The sequence below is a fragment of the Treponema sp. TIM-1 genome (assembly GCF_046533115.1).
Taxonomy (GTDB): domain Bacteria; phylum Spirochaetota; class Spirochaetia; order Treponematales; family Breznakiellaceae; genus JAIRMO01.
In genome coordinates this window covers 1-18,411 of record NZ_JAJQRC010000021.1, presented here as the reverse complement: position 1 = coordinate 18,411, position 18,411 = coordinate 1, and the positions used below count along the sequence as shown (strand labels likewise).

Annotated in this window: 17 protein-coding genes; 8 read left to right on the top strand and 9 right to left on the bottom strand. The window is 56.8% G+C overall.

Annotation, left to right across the window (positions count from 1 at the left end):
- The first annotated feature begins 2 nt into the window (after nucleotides 1–2).
- From LQZ21_RS09230 to LQZ21_RS09205, 6 genes are all read left to right on the top strand, one after another.
- Nucleotides 3–341 (top strand): branched-chain amino acid transporter permease, encoded by a 339-nt coding sequence (locus LQZ21_RS09230; RefSeq protein WP_411044039.1) that lies wholly within the window; start codon nucleotides 3–5, stop codon nucleotides 339–341.
- Between the two features lie 130 nt (nucleotides 342–471).
- A complete protein-coding gene (locus LQZ21_RS09225; RefSeq protein ID WP_411044038.1) occupies nucleotides 472–801 on the top strand; it encodes an aspartyl/glutamyl-tRNA amidotransferase subunit C in 330 nt (109 codons plus the stop codon).
- 103 nt (nucleotides 802–904) lie between these two features.
- Nucleotides 905–2,413: an amidase family protein gene (locus tag LQZ21_RS09220; RefSeq protein WP_411044037.1), complete on the top strand. Its 1,509-nt coding sequence runs from the start codon at nucleotides 905–907 to the stop codon at nucleotides 2,411–2,413.
- Between the two features lie 2 nt (nucleotides 2,414–2,415).
- On the top strand, nucleotides 2,416–3,897 hold the full coding sequence (gatB, locus tag LQZ21_RS09215; protein ID WP_411044036.1) for an Asp-tRNA(Asn)/Glu-tRNA(Gln) amidotransferase subunit GatB: 1,482 nt from the start codon (nucleotides 2,416–2,418) through the stop codon (nucleotides 3,895–3,897).
- A gap of 19 nt (nucleotides 3,898–3,916) precedes the next feature.
- Complete coding sequence (aspS, locus tag LQZ21_RS09210; protein WP_411044035.1) at nucleotides 3,917–5,278, top strand: aspartate--tRNA(Asn) ligase; 1,362 nt, start codon at nucleotides 3,917–3,919, stop codon at nucleotides 5,276–5,278.
- 267 nt (nucleotides 5,279–5,545) lie between these two features.
- Nucleotides 5,546–7,204 carry an adenylate/guanylate cyclase domain-containing protein gene (locus tag LQZ21_RS09205; protein ID WP_411044034.1) on the top strand — a complete coding sequence of 553 codons (1,659 nt, stop codon included), beginning with the start codon at nucleotides 5,546–5,548 and terminating at the stop codon, nucleotides 7,202–7,204.
- Between the two features lie 40 nt (nucleotides 7,205–7,244).
- Here the strand turns inward: LQZ21_RS09205 and LQZ21_RS09200 are convergent, their stop codons facing one another.
- The 9 genes from LQZ21_RS09200 to LQZ21_RS09160 form a co-directional block, all read right to left on the bottom strand.
- Entirely contained in the window at nucleotides 7,245–7,880 is a 636-nt protein-coding gene (locus LQZ21_RS09200; RefSeq protein WP_411044033.1) for a hypothetical protein, read from the bottom strand.
- A gap of 295 nt (nucleotides 7,881–8,175) precedes the next feature.
- Complete coding sequence (locus tag LQZ21_RS09195) at nucleotides 8,176–8,826, bottom strand: hypothetical protein (RefSeq protein WP_411044032.1); 651 nt, start codon at nucleotides 8,824–8,826, stop codon at nucleotides 8,176–8,178.
- Nucleotides 8,827–8,992: 166 nt separating this feature from the next.
- Nucleotides 8,993–10,621, bottom strand: coding sequence for a coiled-coil domain-containing protein (locus tag LQZ21_RS09190; protein WP_411044031.1), 1,629 nt, complete (start codon nucleotides 10,619–10,621; stop codon nucleotides 8,993–8,995).
- 10 nt (nucleotides 10,622–10,631) lie between these two features.
- Nucleotides 10,632–12,551: a DNA topoisomerase IV subunit A gene (locus tag LQZ21_RS09185; protein ID WP_411044030.1), complete on the bottom strand. Its 1,920-nt coding sequence runs from the start codon at nucleotides 12,549–12,551 to the stop codon at nucleotides 10,632–10,634.
- Nucleotides 12,552–12,588: 37 nt separating this feature from the next.
- Complete coding sequence (locus tag LQZ21_RS09180) at nucleotides 12,589–13,104, bottom strand: nitroreductase family protein (protein ID WP_411044029.1); 516 nt, start codon at nucleotides 13,102–13,104, stop codon at nucleotides 12,589–12,591.
- The gene (locus LQZ21_RS09175) at nucleotides 13,094–13,714 is read right to left on the bottom strand and encodes a GNAT family N-acetyltransferase (protein ID WP_411044028.1); all 621 of its coding nucleotides are present in this window, start codon (nucleotides 13,712–13,714) and stop codon (nucleotides 13,094–13,096) included. The genes LQZ21_RS09180 and LQZ21_RS09175 overlap by 11 nt, the downstream gene beginning before the upstream one ends.
- Before the next feature lie 23 nt (nucleotides 13,715–13,737).
- Nucleotides 13,738–15,276 carry a beta-N-acetylhexosaminidase gene (locus tag LQZ21_RS09170; RefSeq protein ID WP_411044027.1) on the bottom strand — a complete coding sequence of 513 codons (1,539 nt, stop codon included), beginning with the start codon at nucleotides 15,274–15,276 and terminating at the stop codon, nucleotides 13,738–13,740.
- Between the two features lie 4 nt (nucleotides 15,277–15,280).
- The gene (locus LQZ21_RS09165) at nucleotides 15,281–15,976 is read right to left on the bottom strand and encodes a hypothetical protein (RefSeq protein WP_411044026.1); all 696 of its coding nucleotides are present in this window, start codon (nucleotides 15,974–15,976) and stop codon (nucleotides 15,281–15,283) included.
- A gap of 350 nt (nucleotides 15,977–16,326) precedes the next feature.
- Nucleotides 16,327–16,692 carry a hypothetical protein gene (locus tag LQZ21_RS09160; protein ID WP_411044025.1) on the bottom strand — a complete coding sequence of 122 codons (366 nt, stop codon included), beginning with the start codon at nucleotides 16,690–16,692 and terminating at the stop codon, nucleotides 16,327–16,329.
- Between the two features lie 283 nt (nucleotides 16,693–16,975).
- On the opposite strand from LQZ21_RS09160, the gene LQZ21_RS09155 reads away from it, so the two are divergent.
- Together LQZ21_RS09155 and LQZ21_RS09150 are read left to right on the top strand one after the other, a co-directional pair.
- Nucleotides 16,976–17,146: a DUF362 domain-containing protein gene (locus LQZ21_RS09155; RefSeq protein WP_411044024.1), complete on the top strand. Its 171-nt coding sequence runs from the start codon at nucleotides 16,976–16,978 to the stop codon at nucleotides 17,144–17,146.
- Between the two features lie 200 nt (nucleotides 17,147–17,346).
- On the top strand, nucleotides 17,347–18,282 hold the full coding sequence (locus LQZ21_RS09150) for a M23 family metallopeptidase (protein ID WP_411044023.1): 936 nt from the start codon (nucleotides 17,347–17,349) through the stop codon (nucleotides 18,280–18,282).
- The last annotated feature ends 129 nt before the right edge of the window (nucleotides 18,283–18,411 follow it).

The window sequence follows — 18,411 nt, the reverse complement described above, 5'->3', positions numbered from 1 at the left end:
CCGTGTCCCGGGCCCTGGCCTACACCTTTGCCATGGGAGGGGTGATCCTGTTCTGCCGGGCCGTCCCCTTCCTGTTTTTTCGAAGCCGGGGGGAGGGGGACCGGAAAGGGGGCTTTGTGGGAACCCTCCTCGCCCTGGCGGAACAGGCGGCCCCCCCGGCGGCCATGACCGTGTTGGCCTTTAACGCGATAGCCGGTCCCGTAAAAGAAGACCCCCTCCGGAGCATCCCGGTATTGATCGCGTCGGCGATAACCGCTCTGGTCCATATATGGAAGCGGAATTCCCTGATCAGCATCTTTGCGGGAACCGCCCTCTATATGATCCTGGAACGGATCTGGTAAGGCGGGCGGCGGCCCGTACCGGGTAACGGCTAAAAAACAGGATATGGCTTTGGAATAATTATACAATGATACTCTCCTAAATGAATAAATATACTTGACAGAGGCCGGCCCCTTGTGAGAAAATCCCTCCATGAAAATCGAAGATTTACAAGAAACCGCCCGGCTTGCCCATCTGAATCCGGATGAAACGGAATTAACCGGGGCGTTTCCCGCTTTTGAGCAGATGCTTGGGTTTTTTGCCGCCATGCAGGCGGCCGATGAGGATACCGGGGCCTTTTCCGTCTCCATTTCCTCCCTTAATGAACCTCAGTGGACCGCCGGATCCGGCCACTTTCGGTCCGATACCGTGCAAAAAAACGCAAATAATTCCCCTTGCCATTCCAACAGCCTTAACGAAAACCTGCTCAATAATGCGGGTGAACGGGACGGCCGGTTCATTGTGGTCCCCAACGTCCTGTAGGGAAGGAACCTGAGCCAATTTCAAAACAGGTGGATTTTGAACCGGCGTTGTCCCTTTATTTTTGTCTCCGGTTACGGTACTATACGAGGAGGAAACAATACGCATGGCCATAACATTACCCGACGGGTTTTTATCATATTGTAAAGAATGGGAAACGCGGATCGGCGCTTTTATTGAATTTAAAGACGAGCCCGAAGGGCCGGAAGCAGGGGACCTTTCCCCGGATCTGCCCCCCATACCTCCGGAAACCGCCCCCCTCCGGGGGCTGCCCTGTGCGGTGAAGGACAATATCGCGGTGAAGGGTTTTTCCTTAAGCTGCGGATCCAAACTCCTGGAAAAGCTCCGGTCCCCCTATACGGCCACGGCGGTGCGGCGTTTGGAGGCCGCGGGGGCAGTGGTGATCGGTAAAACCAACATGGATGAATTCGGGATGGGATCCTCCACCGATTCTTCGGGGATCAAGCGGACCAACAATCCCTGGGACCAAAGCCGGGTCGCGGGGGGGTCTTCCGGAGGGTCCGCCTCGGCGGTGGCCGCGGGGATCGTGCCCTTTGCCCTGGGCAGCGATACCGGGGGATCGGTACGGCAGCCCGCCTCCTTCTGCGGAACAGTGGGGCTCAAGCCCACCTATGGGGCGGTGTCCCGGTACGGCCTCGTGGCCTACGCCTCAAGCCTGGAGACCATCGGGGTTTTGGCGGATACCGTCTCCCGGTGCCGGAGGGTTTTCGCGGCCATTCGGGGGAAGGATCCCCGGGACGAAACCACCCGGGAGCCCCCTCCGGGGTCTCCCCCCCTTTACGGCGCGGCCCGGTCCAAGGGCCGGGTGATCGGGGTCCTCTCCCCGGAAGCGGTGGCCCGGGCAATCGCCGCCGCGGCCCAGGAAGCCTCCGGGGTGGACGCCCTGCAGACCGCGGCCCAGGCGGCGGTACTGGAAGACGAGGTGGCCCAGGCATTCCGGGCCGCCCAGGATCGGCTGGCCGATATGGGCTATACCCTGGTGGATGTGGAGATCCCCAGCCTAAAATACGGGGTCCCCGCCTACTATACCATCGCTACCGCCGAGGCCAGCGCCAATCTGGCCCGGTTTGACGGGGTTCGTTACGGTAAACGCCCGGACTGGGCGGAAAATCCCGACGACCTCATCGATAAAACCCGGGAAGCGGGGTTCGGACCGGAGGTGAAACTACGGATCCTCCTGGGAACCTTTGTACTCCGCTCCGGATTCCAGGATCGCTACTACCTTCGGGCCCAGCGGATCCGCTCGGGGATACGCCGGAATTTTGAGGAACTCCTGGGGGGGATGGATTACAACGGTCCCCCTCCCCCCTGCGACGGGATCCTCCTTCCGGTGTTCCCCACCCGGGCTTTTGGCCGGGGGGAGACGGGGCTCTCCCCCTTTGCCCAAAAGGCCGCGGATCTCTACACCTGCTGCGCCAACCTGGCGGGACTCCCCGCCCTGTCCTTCCCCGCGGAACTGGTGGGGGGCCTTCCCGTGGGGGTCCAGCTGCTGGGCCGGGCCTTTTCCGAGGCCACCCTGCTGGATATCGCCGAAGCCTATGAGGCCAAATACCCTATCCCCCATCCTGCGGGGTACCGTCCTTTTTGGAGCTAACCATGTACCAGTCGTTTATCGGACTTGAAGTCCACATCCATCTTTTAACCAAAACCAAGGTCTTCTGCGGCTGCCGTTCCGCCTTTGGGGACGAGCCCAATACCAATGTCTGCCCGGTCTGTATGGGCTACCCCGGGGTACTCCCCTCCCTCAACATAGAGGCCATGCGTATGGGGGGTATGGTGGCCCGGGCCTTGAACTGCCGGATTCCCCCCCGGACCTGGTTTGAGCGGAAGCAGTACTTTTACCCCGATATGCCCAAAAATTACCAGATATCCCAGTTCGCCTCCCCCCTGGGCCAGGAGGGGTTCTTCAACCTGGAAGGCCGGGGGATAAACAAGCGGGTGCGGATCAAGGAATGCCACCTGGAGGAAGACGCGGGGAAGATGATCCATACCGGTACGGTTTCCCTTTTGGACTATAACCGGGCCGGAGTTTCCCTCCTGGAGATCGTTACCGAGCCGGATATGGAAACCGGGGAGGAAGCGGAGCTTTTCATCCAGCAGTTCCGGCGCATGGTCCGTTACCTGGGGGTCTGCGACGGCAATATGGAAGAGGGATCCCTCCGGGCGGACGCCAACGTGTCGATCAACCTGCCCGGCAAGGGCCTGGGCCGGAAGGTGGAGATCAAAAACCTCAACTCCTCCCGGTTTGTCCGGCTGGCCCTCAACTATGAAATTGTCCGCCAGGGGGAACGGCTGGACCAGGGCAAAGCGGTGATCCAGGAGACCCGGCTTTGGAATGAAAACCGGGACCAGACCGAGCCTATGCGGACCAAAGAAAACGCCCAGGACTACCGCTACTTTCCCGAACCGGACCTGCCCGTCTTTGAGCCTGACGAGTCTTTTTTGGCATCGGTGGACGAGGCCCTGGTGGAACTGCCCATCCCCCGGATGCGACGTTTTGAGACCGACTTTGGCCTTTCACCAGAGCAGGCGGACCTGATCTGCGAGGAAAAGGCCCAGGCCGACTATTTTGAGGCTGCCCTGGCCGAGGCGGTCCGCCGGGGTATGGAAAGCCGGGACGCGGCGGGGCGGATCTGCAACTGGCTCCTCACGGACATTAAACACATCCTGGGCCGGGAGGGGCTCTCCCCCAGGGACCTCTCCTCCTTTACCCTGGGCCCCCAACGGCTCGCGGCCCTGGTGGCCCTGAGCGCCCAGGGGGAGGTTTCCCTTAAAAACGCCCGGGAGGCGGTGGAGGTGGTTCTGACCGAGGACAAGGACCCGGAGACCATCATCCGGGAGCGGGGCTGGGCCCGGATAGCGGACCCGGAAAAAATTGCCCGGACGGTCGATTCCGTGTATGCCGCGGAAACAGCGGTTTTTGGGGAGGTCCGTTCCGCCCATACCGAGGGAAATATCAAGCGGGCCAACACCCTCACCGCCTACCTGGTGGGCAAGGTGCTGGCGGCCACCGGCGGCCGGGCCGACCCCGGGATCGTCCGCTCCCAGGTAGAGGCCCTGATCGCAAAAACGGCCTAGGCGCCGGAGGGGAGGAAATATGCGGGTACTCGCAAAGGATATAGCGCATCTTACGGGAACCGACGAGGTGGAAGTTTCCGGCTGGGTGCATCGGATCCGGGAGCTGGGGGGGATCACCTTCGTGATCCTCCGGGACCGGTCGGGGCTGCTCCAGTTGGTACTTTCCGGGGCGGAAAGCTCCGGGGAAGGGGGCCCGGCGGAAAAGTCCCCGGAAGCGGCAGGATCCGCCCTTACCCCGGAATCGGTGATCAGGGTTCGGGGGATCCCGGCCAAAAACGAAAAAGCCATCGGCGGGGTGGAACTTCAGGTCCGGTCCCTGGAGATTATCAGTAAGGCCGAGGGGGATCTGCCCTTCCAGGTGAACGGGGACATCACGAAGGTGGGGCTGGAGGCTATCCTGGACAACCGGACCCTGTCCCTGCGGAACCCCCGGATCCGCTCGATCTTTAAGGTCCAGGCCACGATCATCGAGGCTTTTTCCGCGTACCTGCGGGACCGGGATTTTACGGAGATTAAAACCAGCAAACTCGTGGGGGGAGGCACCGAGGGGGGGGCCGAACTCTTTGAGGTGGAATATTTCGACAAAAAGGTCTGTTTGGCCCAGTCCCCCCAGATCTACAAGCAGATCATGGTGGCCTCGGGGCTGGAACGGGTCTTTGAAGTGGCCCCGGCATACCGGGCGGAAAAGCACGATACCCCCCGGCACCTCAACGAGTATGTCTCCCTGGACGTGGAGATGGGGTTTATCGAATCCGAAAAGGACCTTATCGACCTGGAGAAGGGGCTTCTCTCCCATATTTTTGCCGAGGTGGCCCGAAAAAACGCCCCGGAACTGGAGCTGTGGAAGGCCACGGTCCCCGAGGCCTCCGCGGTGCAGAAGGCCCCGATCATATCCTACGAAGAGGCCCTGAAGATAGCCAATGGGGCCAAAAACCGGGAGGGCGGGCGGATCTTCGACCTCAACCCCGAGGCGGAGCGGCTCCTCTGCGAATGGGCCGGCCGGGAACAGGGGGTGAAACTGGTTTTTGTGAATGAATTCCCCCGGCGGTACCGGCCTTTTTACACCTACCCCCGGCAGCCCCGGCCGGAAGAAACCGGAGAGGGGGCCGCTTCCACCATGAGCTTTGACGCCCTGTTCCGGGGTCTGGAGATCACCACCGGGGGCCGGCGGCAGCACGATTACTATGCCCTCCTGGAGGTGCTGCCCAAATTCGGCCTTAAAGAGGCGGACATTGCGGGGTACCAGGTCTTTAAATACGGCTGCCCCCCCCATGGCGGTTTTGCCATAGGCTGTGAACGGCTTACCCAGAAGATCCTGGGCCTCGCCAATGTCAAAGAGGCAAGCCTCTTCCCCCGGGACCGCAAACGGATCAGCCCCTAACCGTCCCTTCTCCTGCAACAAATTACGGCTCCACCCCCCAAAAAAAGGAGTGGGGGTAGCGGAAGACTTGCGGAGGGACTTCGGCCCGGAGCAAGGCTGGAGCGAGGGGGAGCCGCGTCAAAAAAGCTTGTTACCAGGCAAATTTATTCCCCCACCCCCGCAACCGTGCTCCCCCCCTAATTCCTTACTTTTAGCTCCCATCGCCTATCGCCGCCCGCATTATTCAAAAGACTTGCTATTTCCCCCCAAGGGAGTATAGTATTCATTATGAGTATCCGCTCTAAAATTATCCTGGTGGTGCTGCCCCTGATCATCGTTACCCTGGTTCTGGCGGGGACCGCCTCGTATTTTGCCGCGGCCAAGGGGATAACCCGGATAACCCAGCAGTTTTTTAGCTTTAAGGCCAACGAATTACAGAAATACGCCGAAAACCAATGGGCCCTGCTGGTGGAAAATAACTATTCGGGCCGGCCCGATATGGTCCAGGCCGCGGAAAACGCGGTGGAGGTCTATGCCCAAAGCATTATCCTTAGCGATACGGAGCTTATCTTCGCCCTGGACGGGGAAGGGACGGTGGTCATGGCGACCTCGGAAGCAGCTATTTCAGCGGATGAACGGGCCGCCCTGCTCGGACTGCTGGAGGATGCCGAGGACGATCTCTTTAACGCCGCCATCGGGGGAACCGAACGGGTTATCCGGGCGTTTTATTTTACCCCCTTCCAATGGTGGGTCCTTTTAACCGAAGAAACCACCGCCTTTTACCGCGACGTGGATTCCATCACCTTCCAGACCCTGATCATGATTGGGGCGGCCTCGGCGGCGGCGGTATTGATGCTCCTGCTTCTTGCCAAACTCCTCACCACCCCCCTGGGAAAGGTGGTCAAAACCATGGATCGCATCATCAGCTCCACGGATCTGTCCGCCCGGGTGGAAGTTGAATACCGGGATGAAACCGGGCAGTTGGCCCATACCTTTAACCTGATGATCGCCGAACTGGAAAAGGCCTATTCCCAGATCAAACGTTACGCCTTTGACGCGGTGCTGGCCCGGAAAAAGGAACAACGGATCCGCCAGATCTTTCAGAAGTACGTCCCCAAGGACCTGATCGATAAATTCTTTGCCGCCCCGGAGTCCATGTTGGTGGGGGATAACCGGGTTCTCGCGATCCTCTTTTCCGACATCAGGAGTTTTACCACCATTTCCGAGGGGATGCCCCCGGATGATCTGGTCAATTCCCTGAACCGGTATTTTTCCGGCCAGGTGGATATCATCATGAACCGGAACGGGATCGTGGATAAATACATCGGGGATGCCATCATGGCCTTCTGGGGCGCCCCGGTTAAACACGATGACGATGCCCTCCAGTCGGTCCTTTCGGGGCTGGATATGATCGACGCCCTGCAGGGCTTCAATGAAGCCCAGCGGAGCCTGGGGAAACCCGAATTTCGCATCGGGATCGGGATCAATTACGGCACGGTGACGGTGGGCAATATCGGCAGTGAACGGAAGATGGATTACACTGTTATCGGCGACATGGTAAACCTCGCGTCCCGTATGGAGGGCCTTACCAAACCCTACCATCAGGAGATCCTGATCTCTGAAACCATCTATGGGGAAATAAAGGGGACCCTCCCCACCCGGCTGCTTGACACGGTGGCGGTGAAGGGGAAAACCCGGGGGGTTAAGATATACACCGTCAAACGGTCCCTGGCGGGCAATGAGGAACGGGCCTGGGCCCTACATAACGGGGGTATGGAAGCCTACTACCGCCGTTCCTTTGGGGAAGCGGCCGCCAAATTCCAGGAGGTCCTGGCCTTGCTGCCCGAGGACTTTATCGCGAAGGTCCTCCTGTTCCGGTGCAAAAATTACGCCCTTACCCCACCCCCGGAAGGGTGGGACGGCGTAGAGGTGATGAAAACAAAATAAAGCGGTTGGGACCGCTTTTTTAGCGCGGCATTGCGCCGGCTTATAATCTAAGGGTTACGCCCAGGGTAAGAAATTTAGCGCCGAAAGCGGACCAGGTTGTCGTCCATCCACCAAAATCTGTCTTAAATCTAAGAAAATGGTATTCATACCCCGTCTCCAAAAAAGCGCCAAAGGCCGGGAGAAAGAAGTAACGGAAGCCTAGATTAGTACCAAAGATAACGCCATGGGGATTTGAAAGCCCATCCAAATCATCGCCGCCCCAGAAACCGATGCCGTATCCAAATTTCACCAGGACATAGGTGTCGAGGTTGTTAACCTCCCAGTTCGGGTGCCACGCGACCCGGGCGATAATGGGTATTTCCCCCAGAGAAGCATCCGAATTATTGCCCCAGGATTTTAGCTTGGAACCGGAATATCCGATTTCACCGCCCACGGTGAGGGCGAAATTAATCGGCAGGGCATAGTCCACCGCCACGGATCCGCCCACCAGGGCGCTATTTTCCGCGCCAGCTATCGCCGGATAAAAAAGACCAAGCCCAAATCCGCCGCTGATAAGAATGCTGCCTTTCTGAATAGGAGACGGGAAGGATTTGATATCAAAGGAAAAACCTAACGCCGTAACTCCCAATACCAGGGCCAATACGAGGATTGCCCTGGCTTTTCTGCTGTTTGCCATTTTTGCTCCTTTACTCTGGCAACAAAGTCTAAGGATAAACGCTGGAATTTCATAAAATCATCAGGTTCATACTTTTTTTGCCCCACCCTATGGGGCCATATGAATTTTAGATTTTATGACGCTTATCCATAATGGACGCTATTATAGCAGATGTTATACTCCTTTGTCACGGGAAATCGTGCGTTTTTTGGGTTTTTTGCCGAAATTCCAGGCATATAGATAACGAAGAGAAATAACCCGGTCTGAAGCGTTTCAACTTACCCGGATCGCTTTTTTAAGCGCGGCAGTATAGCGCCTATAACCTAAAGGTTACGCCCAGGGTAACAAATTTAGAGCCGATAGAGGTATAGGTATATGTTATACTCGAATCCTCTTCCTTAAATCTAAGCATGTGATATTCATACCCTGTTTCCACGAACGCGCCGAAGGCCGGGACAAAGAAATAACGGACGCCGATATTGAAACCGGCGATAATTCCATGGGGGATTTTAACACCATCAGGAATATCGTCACCGGTCCATAAACCGATACCGTATCCCACCTTTACCAGGAGATAGGTGTCGAGGTTTTTAACCTCCCAATTCGGATGCCACGCGGCCCGGACGATAATGGGTATTTCCCCCAAAGAAATATCCACGTCGCTGTCCCAAGCGTCCAGCTTAGAACCGGAATATCCGATTTCACCGCCCACGGTAAGGGCGAAATTAATCGGTAAGGCATAGTCCACCGCCAGGGTTCCGCCCAATAGTACGCTGCTGCTGGTGCTGTCATCAATATCTGACAACGGAAGAATATAAATCCCCAGCCCAAATCCACCGCTGATAAGGATGCTGCCCTTCTTAATCGGAGACGGGAAGGATTTGACATCGAAGGAAAAACCTAATGCCGTAACCCCGAAGACCAGGGCCAATGCCAGGATTCCCCTGGCTTTTCTGCCGCTTACCATTTTACGCTCCTTTACTTTGGCAACAAAGTCTACCGATAAACGTTGGAAGTTTCATAAAATTATTATCGGCACATTATAGCAGATTTTATACTCCTTGTCACGGAAAATCGTGCGTTTTCTTTTTCGCCAAAATTCCAGGCATACCGGTATAAAAGAGAATTCGGCGCTACTGGTTCTGTAATTCCCGGGCGCTGTCCAGGGCCTGCTGGAGGTTTTCCATGGCCTGGAACAGGGAGGTGTTGGTGGAGCGGAGGGTGTTTATCTGCTGGGTCTGATCGACGATGGTTTGGGCCTGGGCGGTGGTCTGGTTCCGTAAGGTGGTAAGCTCCCGTTCCTGGGCGCTGATGGTCTGGCCGTAGGTGGTATTTTGGGCCCGCAAATTGCTGAGGTCCCGTTCCTGGGCGCTGATGCGCTGGGCCTGGGCGGTGTTTTCGTTTCGCAAGGCGCCCAGGTCCCGTTCCTGGGTACTGATGGTTTGGGCCTGGGCGGTGTTCTCGCTTCGTAAGGCGCCGAGGTCCCGTTCCTGGGCGCTGATGGTTTGGGCCTGGGCGGCGCTCTGGGCCCGCAGGGAGGAGATGGTCTCCTCGAATTGCCGAATGGACCTGACGAGATCCGTGCCCTGGGACCGGTAGGCGGCGATTTCCTGGGTCTGATCGGCGAGGGTCTGGGTAAGGGCGGCGTTTTCTTCCCGCAGGGCAGTGATTTCCCCCTCGGTCGGGGCACCGGGGGAGGGCGGGCCCGCCGCCAGGAGCCCTTCCACGGCGGCGGACAGGGTGTTTATGGCGGCCAAATGGCCTTCTTTTTGCGATTGAATGGCCCGGATGGGCTGAAACGCGGGAGTTTCAAGAAATTCCCGCATGAGGTCCAAGGTTTCCGCGGCCTTTTCCGGGGCCCCCCCGCGGATATGGTCCCGGACCAGGGTGTAAAACCCACTCATCTGCCGTTCCACCAGGAAGGCCCGTTCCTGTTCGTCGGTGAGCTGCCGCAGTTCCTCCTGGGCGGCGTTCAGGTCCGCCCGGCTTTGCTCGTATTGTTGGGTTATTTCGCCGCTTTTTGCTTCCAGCTGGGCCCGTAGATTTGCTTCGCTAATCCGGGAGGCTTCCAGGATCCCGGCCCGCTCCGACTGCAGGACGGCCAGACTATGCCGGTATTCTTCCTGGGCCTTTTGCAGGTTAAGCTCCGCGGCGTGCCGTTCCGTGTCCAGTTCCTGCCGGTAGGCGTCCAGTTCCTCGTTAATCCGGGTTATCTGCCGTTCATCAAAGACCCGCATCTGTTCCGCGATGGCCGCTTCGGATAAATCCTGATTGATCAGGCGATCCAGTTCTTCGTCAAGGGCCCGGTTCATCTGCTGCCGGAGTTCCGCTTCCCGTTCTTCTATCTTGGTTTCCATGGAAGATTGCAGGGCTTGAAGGTCCCCGTCAACTCCGGAGAGTTTGGCCAGGATATCGGTAATTTCCCGTTCCTTCTCATGGATCCGGGCCTCATTTGCCCGCCGGATCTCCTGGATAAGCTTCCGATCCGTCATGGCCAGGGAGGCGTTCCCCCCCCGAAGTTCCGATTCATCCTGGCGGTAGAAGAACGACAGGAGCAGGACCCCCCCGATCAATAGTATCGCCCCCCCCAGGTTCACGAGGAGGGGAAAATTTCCTCCCCGCTTTTTTGCCGTAAGCCGCTGTTTGTCCGCTGCCGGGGTAATCAGGTCCTTCCGGGTTATCGCCTCGATATTCTCCAGGATTTCCCGCTGCTCTGATTCGGAAAAACCGGAACTGGTATCAAATACAATATCGGCGTCCATGGTCCTCTCCCTACTTGGTCTCTATCCGATCCACTTCTTTCGTTGCCAGCCGTACTCCCCCCGCTTTGAGTCCCTTGACGAGGTAATCCTGGGCCTTAAAATTTTCCCTGGTAATCTTAAGCCGGGTTTTGGGCACATAATAAAGGGTAAATGAAAATTTAGGCCGGGTATCGACATGGAGTACCGCAGCCCCTTCGGGAACCAGGGAATACTCCTTGTTCATAATCCACCCTTCAATGATACAGCGCTTGATACAGGGGTACCCGGTCTCCGCCTCTTGGTAAATAACGGTAAAAACCAGGGCTCCCAGAACTTCCTTGTCGGCCACTCCTATCCACCAGGCCTGGGCCCCCACAAAGGCCTTTTCCGGCAGGTCCATCACCGTATAGGTCCCATTCGCCCGGAGCACGAGGATCCGATCAAAGGGGGATACCTCCGCCAGGATCTCCCCGGCCACGGCGGTTCCCAGGTAGCCGGTGTTCCGGTCGTATTTAAGTTCCACGTCCCTGCGAACTACTTCCTTGACATCCACCTTATCAAAGAGGCCGACCTTGGTCTTCCGCGCCCCCTTTCCCAGCTCGTCATTGGCCTTGATCTTGGCGATGATGCCGTCCAAAAAGCCCAGGGCATAGGCGGTGATGCTTTTTAGGTGGCCGTTGATCTCCTTGATCCGGGCCTGAATCTCCAGGGCCTCGGCCTTGGCCTTGTTGATATCGTACAGGGATATACGCCGGATAGGAATTTTCAACAGGTGGTCCACGTCCTCGGGGCTTACCCCCCGGCTTCCCACCTCCTTGAGGAAGGGCGTAAAGCCCTCCATAACCGCCTTCTGGACCCCTTCGGCGGTTTTCATCTTTTCGATGGCCTTGTATATCCGCTCTTCAATGAAGATCCGCTCCAGGGTACGCTGGTGCAGTTTATCCAACAGCTCCCGTTTCTCAAGTTCCAGTTCCTTGGTGAGGATCTTCACCAGCTGCCCGGCGTGGTGTTTGATGACATCGGTGATGGTCATCACCTCGGGAAGGCCGTCGTGGATCACCAGGAGGTTCACCGAAATAGACTGCTCACATTCGGTAAAGGCAAAGAGGGCATCCACGGTTTCCTCCGAATAGACCCCCCGGGCAAGCTTGATCTCAATTTCGACCGTATCGGTGGTAAAATCGTTGATGGACTGGATTTTGATCCGCCCCGCCTTGGCCGCGGTCTCCACACTGTTGATGAGGCTTTCGGTGGTGCTTCCGAAGGGAAGCTCCCGGATGAGGATCCGTTTGGGATCCGAGGTATCCAGCCGGGCCCTGACCAGAACCCGGCCGTTTCCGTCCCGGTAATCCGACACATCCACCAGGCCGCCGGTGGGAAAATCCGGGTGGAGATGGAATTTTTTTCCCGAAAGGCAGGCCTTCTCCGCCTCCAGGACCTCGATGATATTGTGGGACAGGATCTTGGTGGACATCCCCACGGCGATCCCCTCGGCGCCCATGATCAGGACCACCGGTATCTTGGCAGGAAAGAGGACCGGCTCCCGGTTCCGGCCGTCATAGGAATCCGCCATGGGGGTCAGTTTCGGGTGGTAAAAAATGTCCTTGGCCAGGGAGGTGGCCCGGCATTCGATATACCGGGCGGCGGAGGCTTCGTCCCCGGTAAAAATATTCCCAAAATTCCCCTGCCGGTCGATAAAGAAGTCCTTGTTGGCCAGTACCACCAGGGCGGACCCGATGGAAGCATCCCCGTGGGGGTGGTACTTCATGCAATGGCCCACCACATTGGCCACCTTGTGGTACTTGCCGTCGTCCATCTCAAAAAGGGAATGGAGGATCCGCCGCTGCACCGGCTTAAGGCCGTCCTCCAAATCGGGGATGGCCCGGTCCTTGATAACGTAGGACGCATACTCCAGAAAATTTTTATCAAACAGGTTTTTTATATACGCCACAACAACTCCACGCTATACAAGCAAACTACCCGGGACGCTAGAGGGTCCGGCAAAGAATTTTTTCCAGGGGGTGACGCTGGTAGTGCCGGTCCGCCGGGGCGGCGTCCTCCGCGGGGTAACCGAAGACCAGCATCGCCGCGGGAACTATGGCCGGGGGAAGGGCAAACTCCTTAACCACGGCCGCGGGATCGAAGTACATCACCCAGGTGCTGCCCAGCCCCAGATCCTCCGCCTGGTACATAATCTGGGTGGTGACGATACTGGCATCCACCAGGCCGCTGTCCTGGCCGTCAAAGGACCGCACCCAGCATTGGGTACGGTCATAACAGATGAGAAATACCCCGGGGGCGCCGAAACGGCAGGAGGTACACCGGTCTATTTTTTCAAGCCCCTCAGGCTGGGTGACCAGAAATATACGCTGGGGCTGCCGGTTCGACGCGGTGGGGGCGATCCGGGCGGCTTCCAGGAGGATATCGAGTTTTTCCTTCTCCACGGGGAGATCCTTAAATTTTCGCACCGAATACCGGTGGACGGTTAATTTATCAAAATCCATGATTTAACTCCTTCCCCATGGTAATCCCCCCGGCTTCTTCCTGCAAGACCGAAAATCCGATTTTTTTATAAAAGCCCCTGGCGGCGGTATTAGTTGCCGCCACCCCCAGGTGAACCCCGGGAATTTTTCTCCGCCCCAGTTCGGCAAACAGGGTATCCATCAGGGCCCTCCCCTGCCCTTTCCCCTGAATTGGGGGGAGGAGGTCTATGTGAAGATGGGCGGGATACCGGGAAAGCCAGGGATAGACCGCCTTGGGCCGGGCGGATGGTTGCAGCTGGTCTATCAGACTTTGTTCCTGCGCCGATTGCGCCCAGCCCCGGGGCAAAGGAAGCGAATACCGGCGCCGCAGGGGGGGCAGCCAGGTCTCCGCAAACCATTGATAAAAGGCGGCGCTGTCCCCGGCGGCGACCAGATACCCCTGGGGGGTGTAATCCTCCTCGACCACAAAACACAGGGATCGGTCAAAAAAATGGTAGGGCGCCGCATAATAGTGCCCTAAGAGATGGGGATCATGAAACAGGGGGGAAGCGTCTTTACCGGCATCCCCGGTTTTACGGCAGATATCATACAAATAGGGAACATCCGAATCCACCGAAGGTCTTATCCACATGGGCACCTGCTCCTTTGCCGAACCTATTGCAGGGGTCCCCGATAGGACAAAATATTGAGGATATCCAGCCGTTTCTGATGAACCGGAAGCCGCCCGGAAAAAGAAGCAAAATCCTTCAATTCCCGGGGGATCCAGAAAGCCTCCGCCAGGGCGCATATCCGGGGGAAAAGCATGTATTCGGCCCACCGGTCGGCGTAGAGCAATTCGGACCAGAGGTTCCCCTGGCCTCCCAAAACCAGGGCCGCCTGGTCCCGGGTCATCTCCGGCGTAATGGGATCGTTCATGTATGCATCGTATACCCGGATTATCCGGGAACCTGCCCCGGGTTCTTCCGGAAGGTCGTAGTTCCGGTAGTCAAGATAACAACCGTCACTACTGGGGGACATCACCACCCGGTGCCCCGCGGCGCTGGCCTTGATGCCCCCTTCCTGGCCCCGCCAGGACATGACCACCAGTTCCGGGGGAAGCCCCAAGGTTTCCGTATCCTCCAAAACCTCGTCCCAGCCCAGGGGGATCTTACCGCGGCTTTTAAGCATCTGGGCAAACCGGACGGTGAGCCACCCCTGGAGCTGCCGGGGCCGTTCAAACCCCAGTTCCCCCAGGCGGCGGCGGCATTTTGGACAGGCTTCCCACCGGGAAACCGGAACCTCATCCCCCCCGATATGCACATAGGGGGCGGGAAAAAAATCCGCCAAAGTATCGAAAACCGCCTCCACCAGGTCGAAGATCCGATCATTCCCTGCGCAGAGTACATCGGAAAATATCCCGTGACGGTCATCCACGGAATAGGGCCCGCCGGTACAGCCCATCTCGGGGTAGGCGGCCAGCGCCGCCCTGGTATGCCCCGGAAGGTCCACTTCGGGGACCACCGTGATATGCCGGGCCCCGGCATAGGCAACCAGATCCCGGATTTCCCCGGGGGTGTAGAACTGCTTTAGCTCCGGGGCATGGGAATTCCGGGTATTTCGACATTTGGAGCCGATTTCGATAAGCGCCGGATATGCCGGTATGGGAAAACGCCAGCCCTGATCATCGGTTAAATGCCAATGAAAAACATTGATATGGTGGAGGGAAAGGACATCCAGGAGCTTTTTGATAAAGGCGGGAGTATAAAAATGGCGGGATACGTCCAGCATACAGCCCCGCCAGGGAAAGCGGGGGTAATCGTTTATGGTGAGGGCGGGGATGGTCAGGGTATTGGGTTCGTACCCTGAAAGGATAAGCTGCCTGAGGGTTTGCAGCCCGTGGTATATCCCCGCCCCGGTGGAGGCTTCCAGGGTGATCCCACCGGGGGTAACGGTCAGACGGTAGGCTTCTTGCCCGGGTTCGCCCTCCCGCAGGGCGGGAACCTCCCGGCACACCACTTTTACCGGCTCCTCTCCGAGGGGAAGCCCTAAGTCCCGGTGGATCTGCTCCGCGGCCAGGGCCATTTCCCCCTGAAAAACCCGGTCCCCCCCTATGCCGGGGAGGCCGGTACTTTGAAAAAAACCCTCCCCGTATTCCAGGTGAACCGGCCGGGGGATCAGATCTATCCGCATAGGGGGCGCTCCGTTCATAACCATGGGCTCACCATATCCGGGGGGTAAAACCTTCGGGGGCTTCGATCTTTACCGTATCCCCCGATTGTTGTATTACGTAAAACCCCTTCTCCAGGGCATAGTTCCGTACCGGGGTTTTCACTATCGCCCCGGCCACCGCCCCCAGCAATTTCCGGGTATCCCGCCGTTCATCCGCATATTTTCTGAGTATTTCCATCCGTTTAATATGATCCTTTACATCCTGGATGCGCAGGTATGACTTGACCTCCACCGCCAGGGCAAACTCCCCGTTTTCCAGCCATACATCCACTTCCGTGAGGGTTTTCCCCTGGGGATCGGTAAATTTGACATCGGCTGCCGCCTTGGTAAAGGTATAATTGAGGGCCCTGAATTTTTCCGTTATGTTGGGGGTTACCAGATGCTCTGCCAGCTCGCCAAAACGGTTCCCCAATTCCCCCAACTGCCTATCGGTCTTTTCGGTCAGCGTTTGAATCAAGCGTTCGGTTTTCGCAAACCGTTCATCCATCCTCCGGTCGGTTTCCGCAGACCGTTCATGCATCAACCGCTCGATTTCTGCGGACCGTTCATGCATCAACCGTTCGTTTTCCTGAAATTTGCGGTCCGTTTCCTGAAATTTGCGGTCCGTTTCCTGAAACAGGGCCCAAACGTCCTCAAAAGTCAAACCCCGGACCGGTTCCCTCGGCGATGTTGACATATCTCCCATGATATACCTCCATGTTGAATATACTTCATACCGGCAAAAATAACAATTAAGGCGGTATCCGGGCACGGATGTACCTTTTACGGGATACCGTCGGTCTTCCCCCAGTAGGGAGGATTTTGCCGGTTCATTACGCTAGTATTTTGTAAACACTAAACGGCCATACATATACAGAATTTAAAAAAATTCACCACAAAGGCGCAGAAGGCGAAGAAGGAGAAAAGGAGAATTAAGAATGAAAAGCGAAGAATGGGTTATTCTTCCCTCTTCATTTCTTTCTTATTCGCCTTATTCGCCTTCGTGGTCGAATTCTCTTTCGCCCATGTATCAAGCATATTAGTGTTTACAAGATACTAGCGGCCAAGAATATGCGGCTGCTCCGGGGTGGAGAGGGGGGGCAGTTCCCGGCGCTCCCGCAGGAGGATAAAGATAATAACCCCCAGGAAAAGCAAAAACAGGAGGATAAAGATTATCAAGGCCGGTAGGTTGGTATTATTGGCCTTGACCGGAGTACCGGGGGTGGATTCGACCGCTATGCTTATGGTCTCTTCGGCGGGCTTGCTGAATATGAGGACCAGGCTGATAATCACCGACAGGGTAAGGAGGATGAGGGTAATCAGGGCCGCCTTTTTTACCAGGGGATCGGATTTTTTTGAGAGGGCAAAATAAAGGATCAGCAAAAAAACAGCCGCGGGTAAAAGCAACACAAAAATATTCATGATGAACCCCTTTCAGGATTTCCGGAGAAATCCGATCTATTTTTAAACAACGGGGCCGGATGCAAAGCCAGCGGGTAGGAAACCGGCCTGCCGGAACCGAACCCCAAGCCCTTTTGAGTTTTTAGGGCGGCCCCCGGCTCTTATTTTTTTATCGGCATCTTCTCTCCGAATATTGCCGGAAAAGTCGATATAGTTCGGGACAATTTTTCTCTGGAGCCTGGAGTTGAAAAATATCGCTCCATATAGTATCTTATTATTACCATAAAATATAGAGAGGTATTGTATGGCCTATAAGGTTGGAGATGCGTGTATTAATTGTGGGTCCTGCGACAGTGAATGTCCGGTGGATGCGATTAGTGAAAAGGAAAACGCCCGCTGGATTGACCCTGATAAATGTCAGGACTGCGGCTCTTGTTCCTCGGTTTGCCCGGTAGAAGCTATCGCGGCGGAATGACCCTGCCCCGCCGAAAGGCGGGGTTTTAACCTACGTTTTGAAACCGGCTCAGGCAAAAGATCCTTCGAATGAAATACTTCGTGAAGGGAGGGAGAAGGTATGCCGTGGGGGCCGGAAAAACGTAAAAAACTGAGAGAGAACCACCGCCTTCTCTCTTAGGCCTATTCCTGTTACTATAATGCTGCGGACGGGTAACAGGAATGAAAAAAAATGGGATCCTTTGGGTCTGGGTCTTTCTCGCGGGGTCGTTCCTCCTGGGGGCGGAAAATGTCGAATCGAATTTTCCCGTCATAACCCGGCTGGATGTCCGGGATTTGGCCTTTAACCAGTATATGGCGGATGTGGAAAATGGCCGGCGCCGGGTGGCTAACCGGGCTCGGACCGGGGAGAGCGCGTCCAGTCTGGCCGAAGGGTTGACGGTTTATGCCTATACCCCTAACGAAACCGACGATATTTTCAGCCTCGCCGCCCGGTGTAATATCCCCTATGCGGCCTTGACCACCCTGAACCGTATGGCCCATCCCGGGGCTTTGACCGGGACCCTGCTGCTCCCCTCGGTACCGGGGATCTTTATCCCCGAAAGCCCCGAATCGGACCTGGAGCGGCTCCTTTCGTCGGCCCGGGAAGAAAATACCGGGGTCCCTATCACCATAAGCCATGGGGGAAAAAAGGCGGGATTTCTCTTTATTCCCGGCGCGGATTTTTCCCCCACGGAACGGGTTTTCTTCCTCAACTTTAACTTCAGCTTTCCCCTGCGTACCTATAGGATTACCAGCCCCTTCGGCCTGAGGAGAAACCCCGTTACCGGGACGGTGAAGATCCACGAAGGTCTGGACCTGGCGGCCCCCGCAGGGACCGACGTATTCGCCGCCCGGGACGGGGTGGTAACGGACCTGGGGGAAGACCCTATTTATGGAAAATACATTGTGATCCGGCACGGGGAGAACTGGGTCAGCCTGTACGGTCACCTTTCGGCGATCCACACCACCCTGCGAAGCCCGGTCCGTACCGGCGATCTGATAGGCAAGGTGGGAAGTACCGGACAATCCACCGGCCCCCACCTGCATTTTGAGTTACGGCAAAACGGACGGGCCCAGGACCCGGGGAAGCTGCTTTTCCGGAATAATTCACGCTGAAGGAAGAATGAAGAGGAATTCGACCACGAAGGCGCATAAGGAACTGTTCAAAAATAACTTGCCCAAAAGGGCAAGTTATTTCGTTATTGCGTAAGCAATTAGAATAAAATGCATCGCATTTTATTCTTG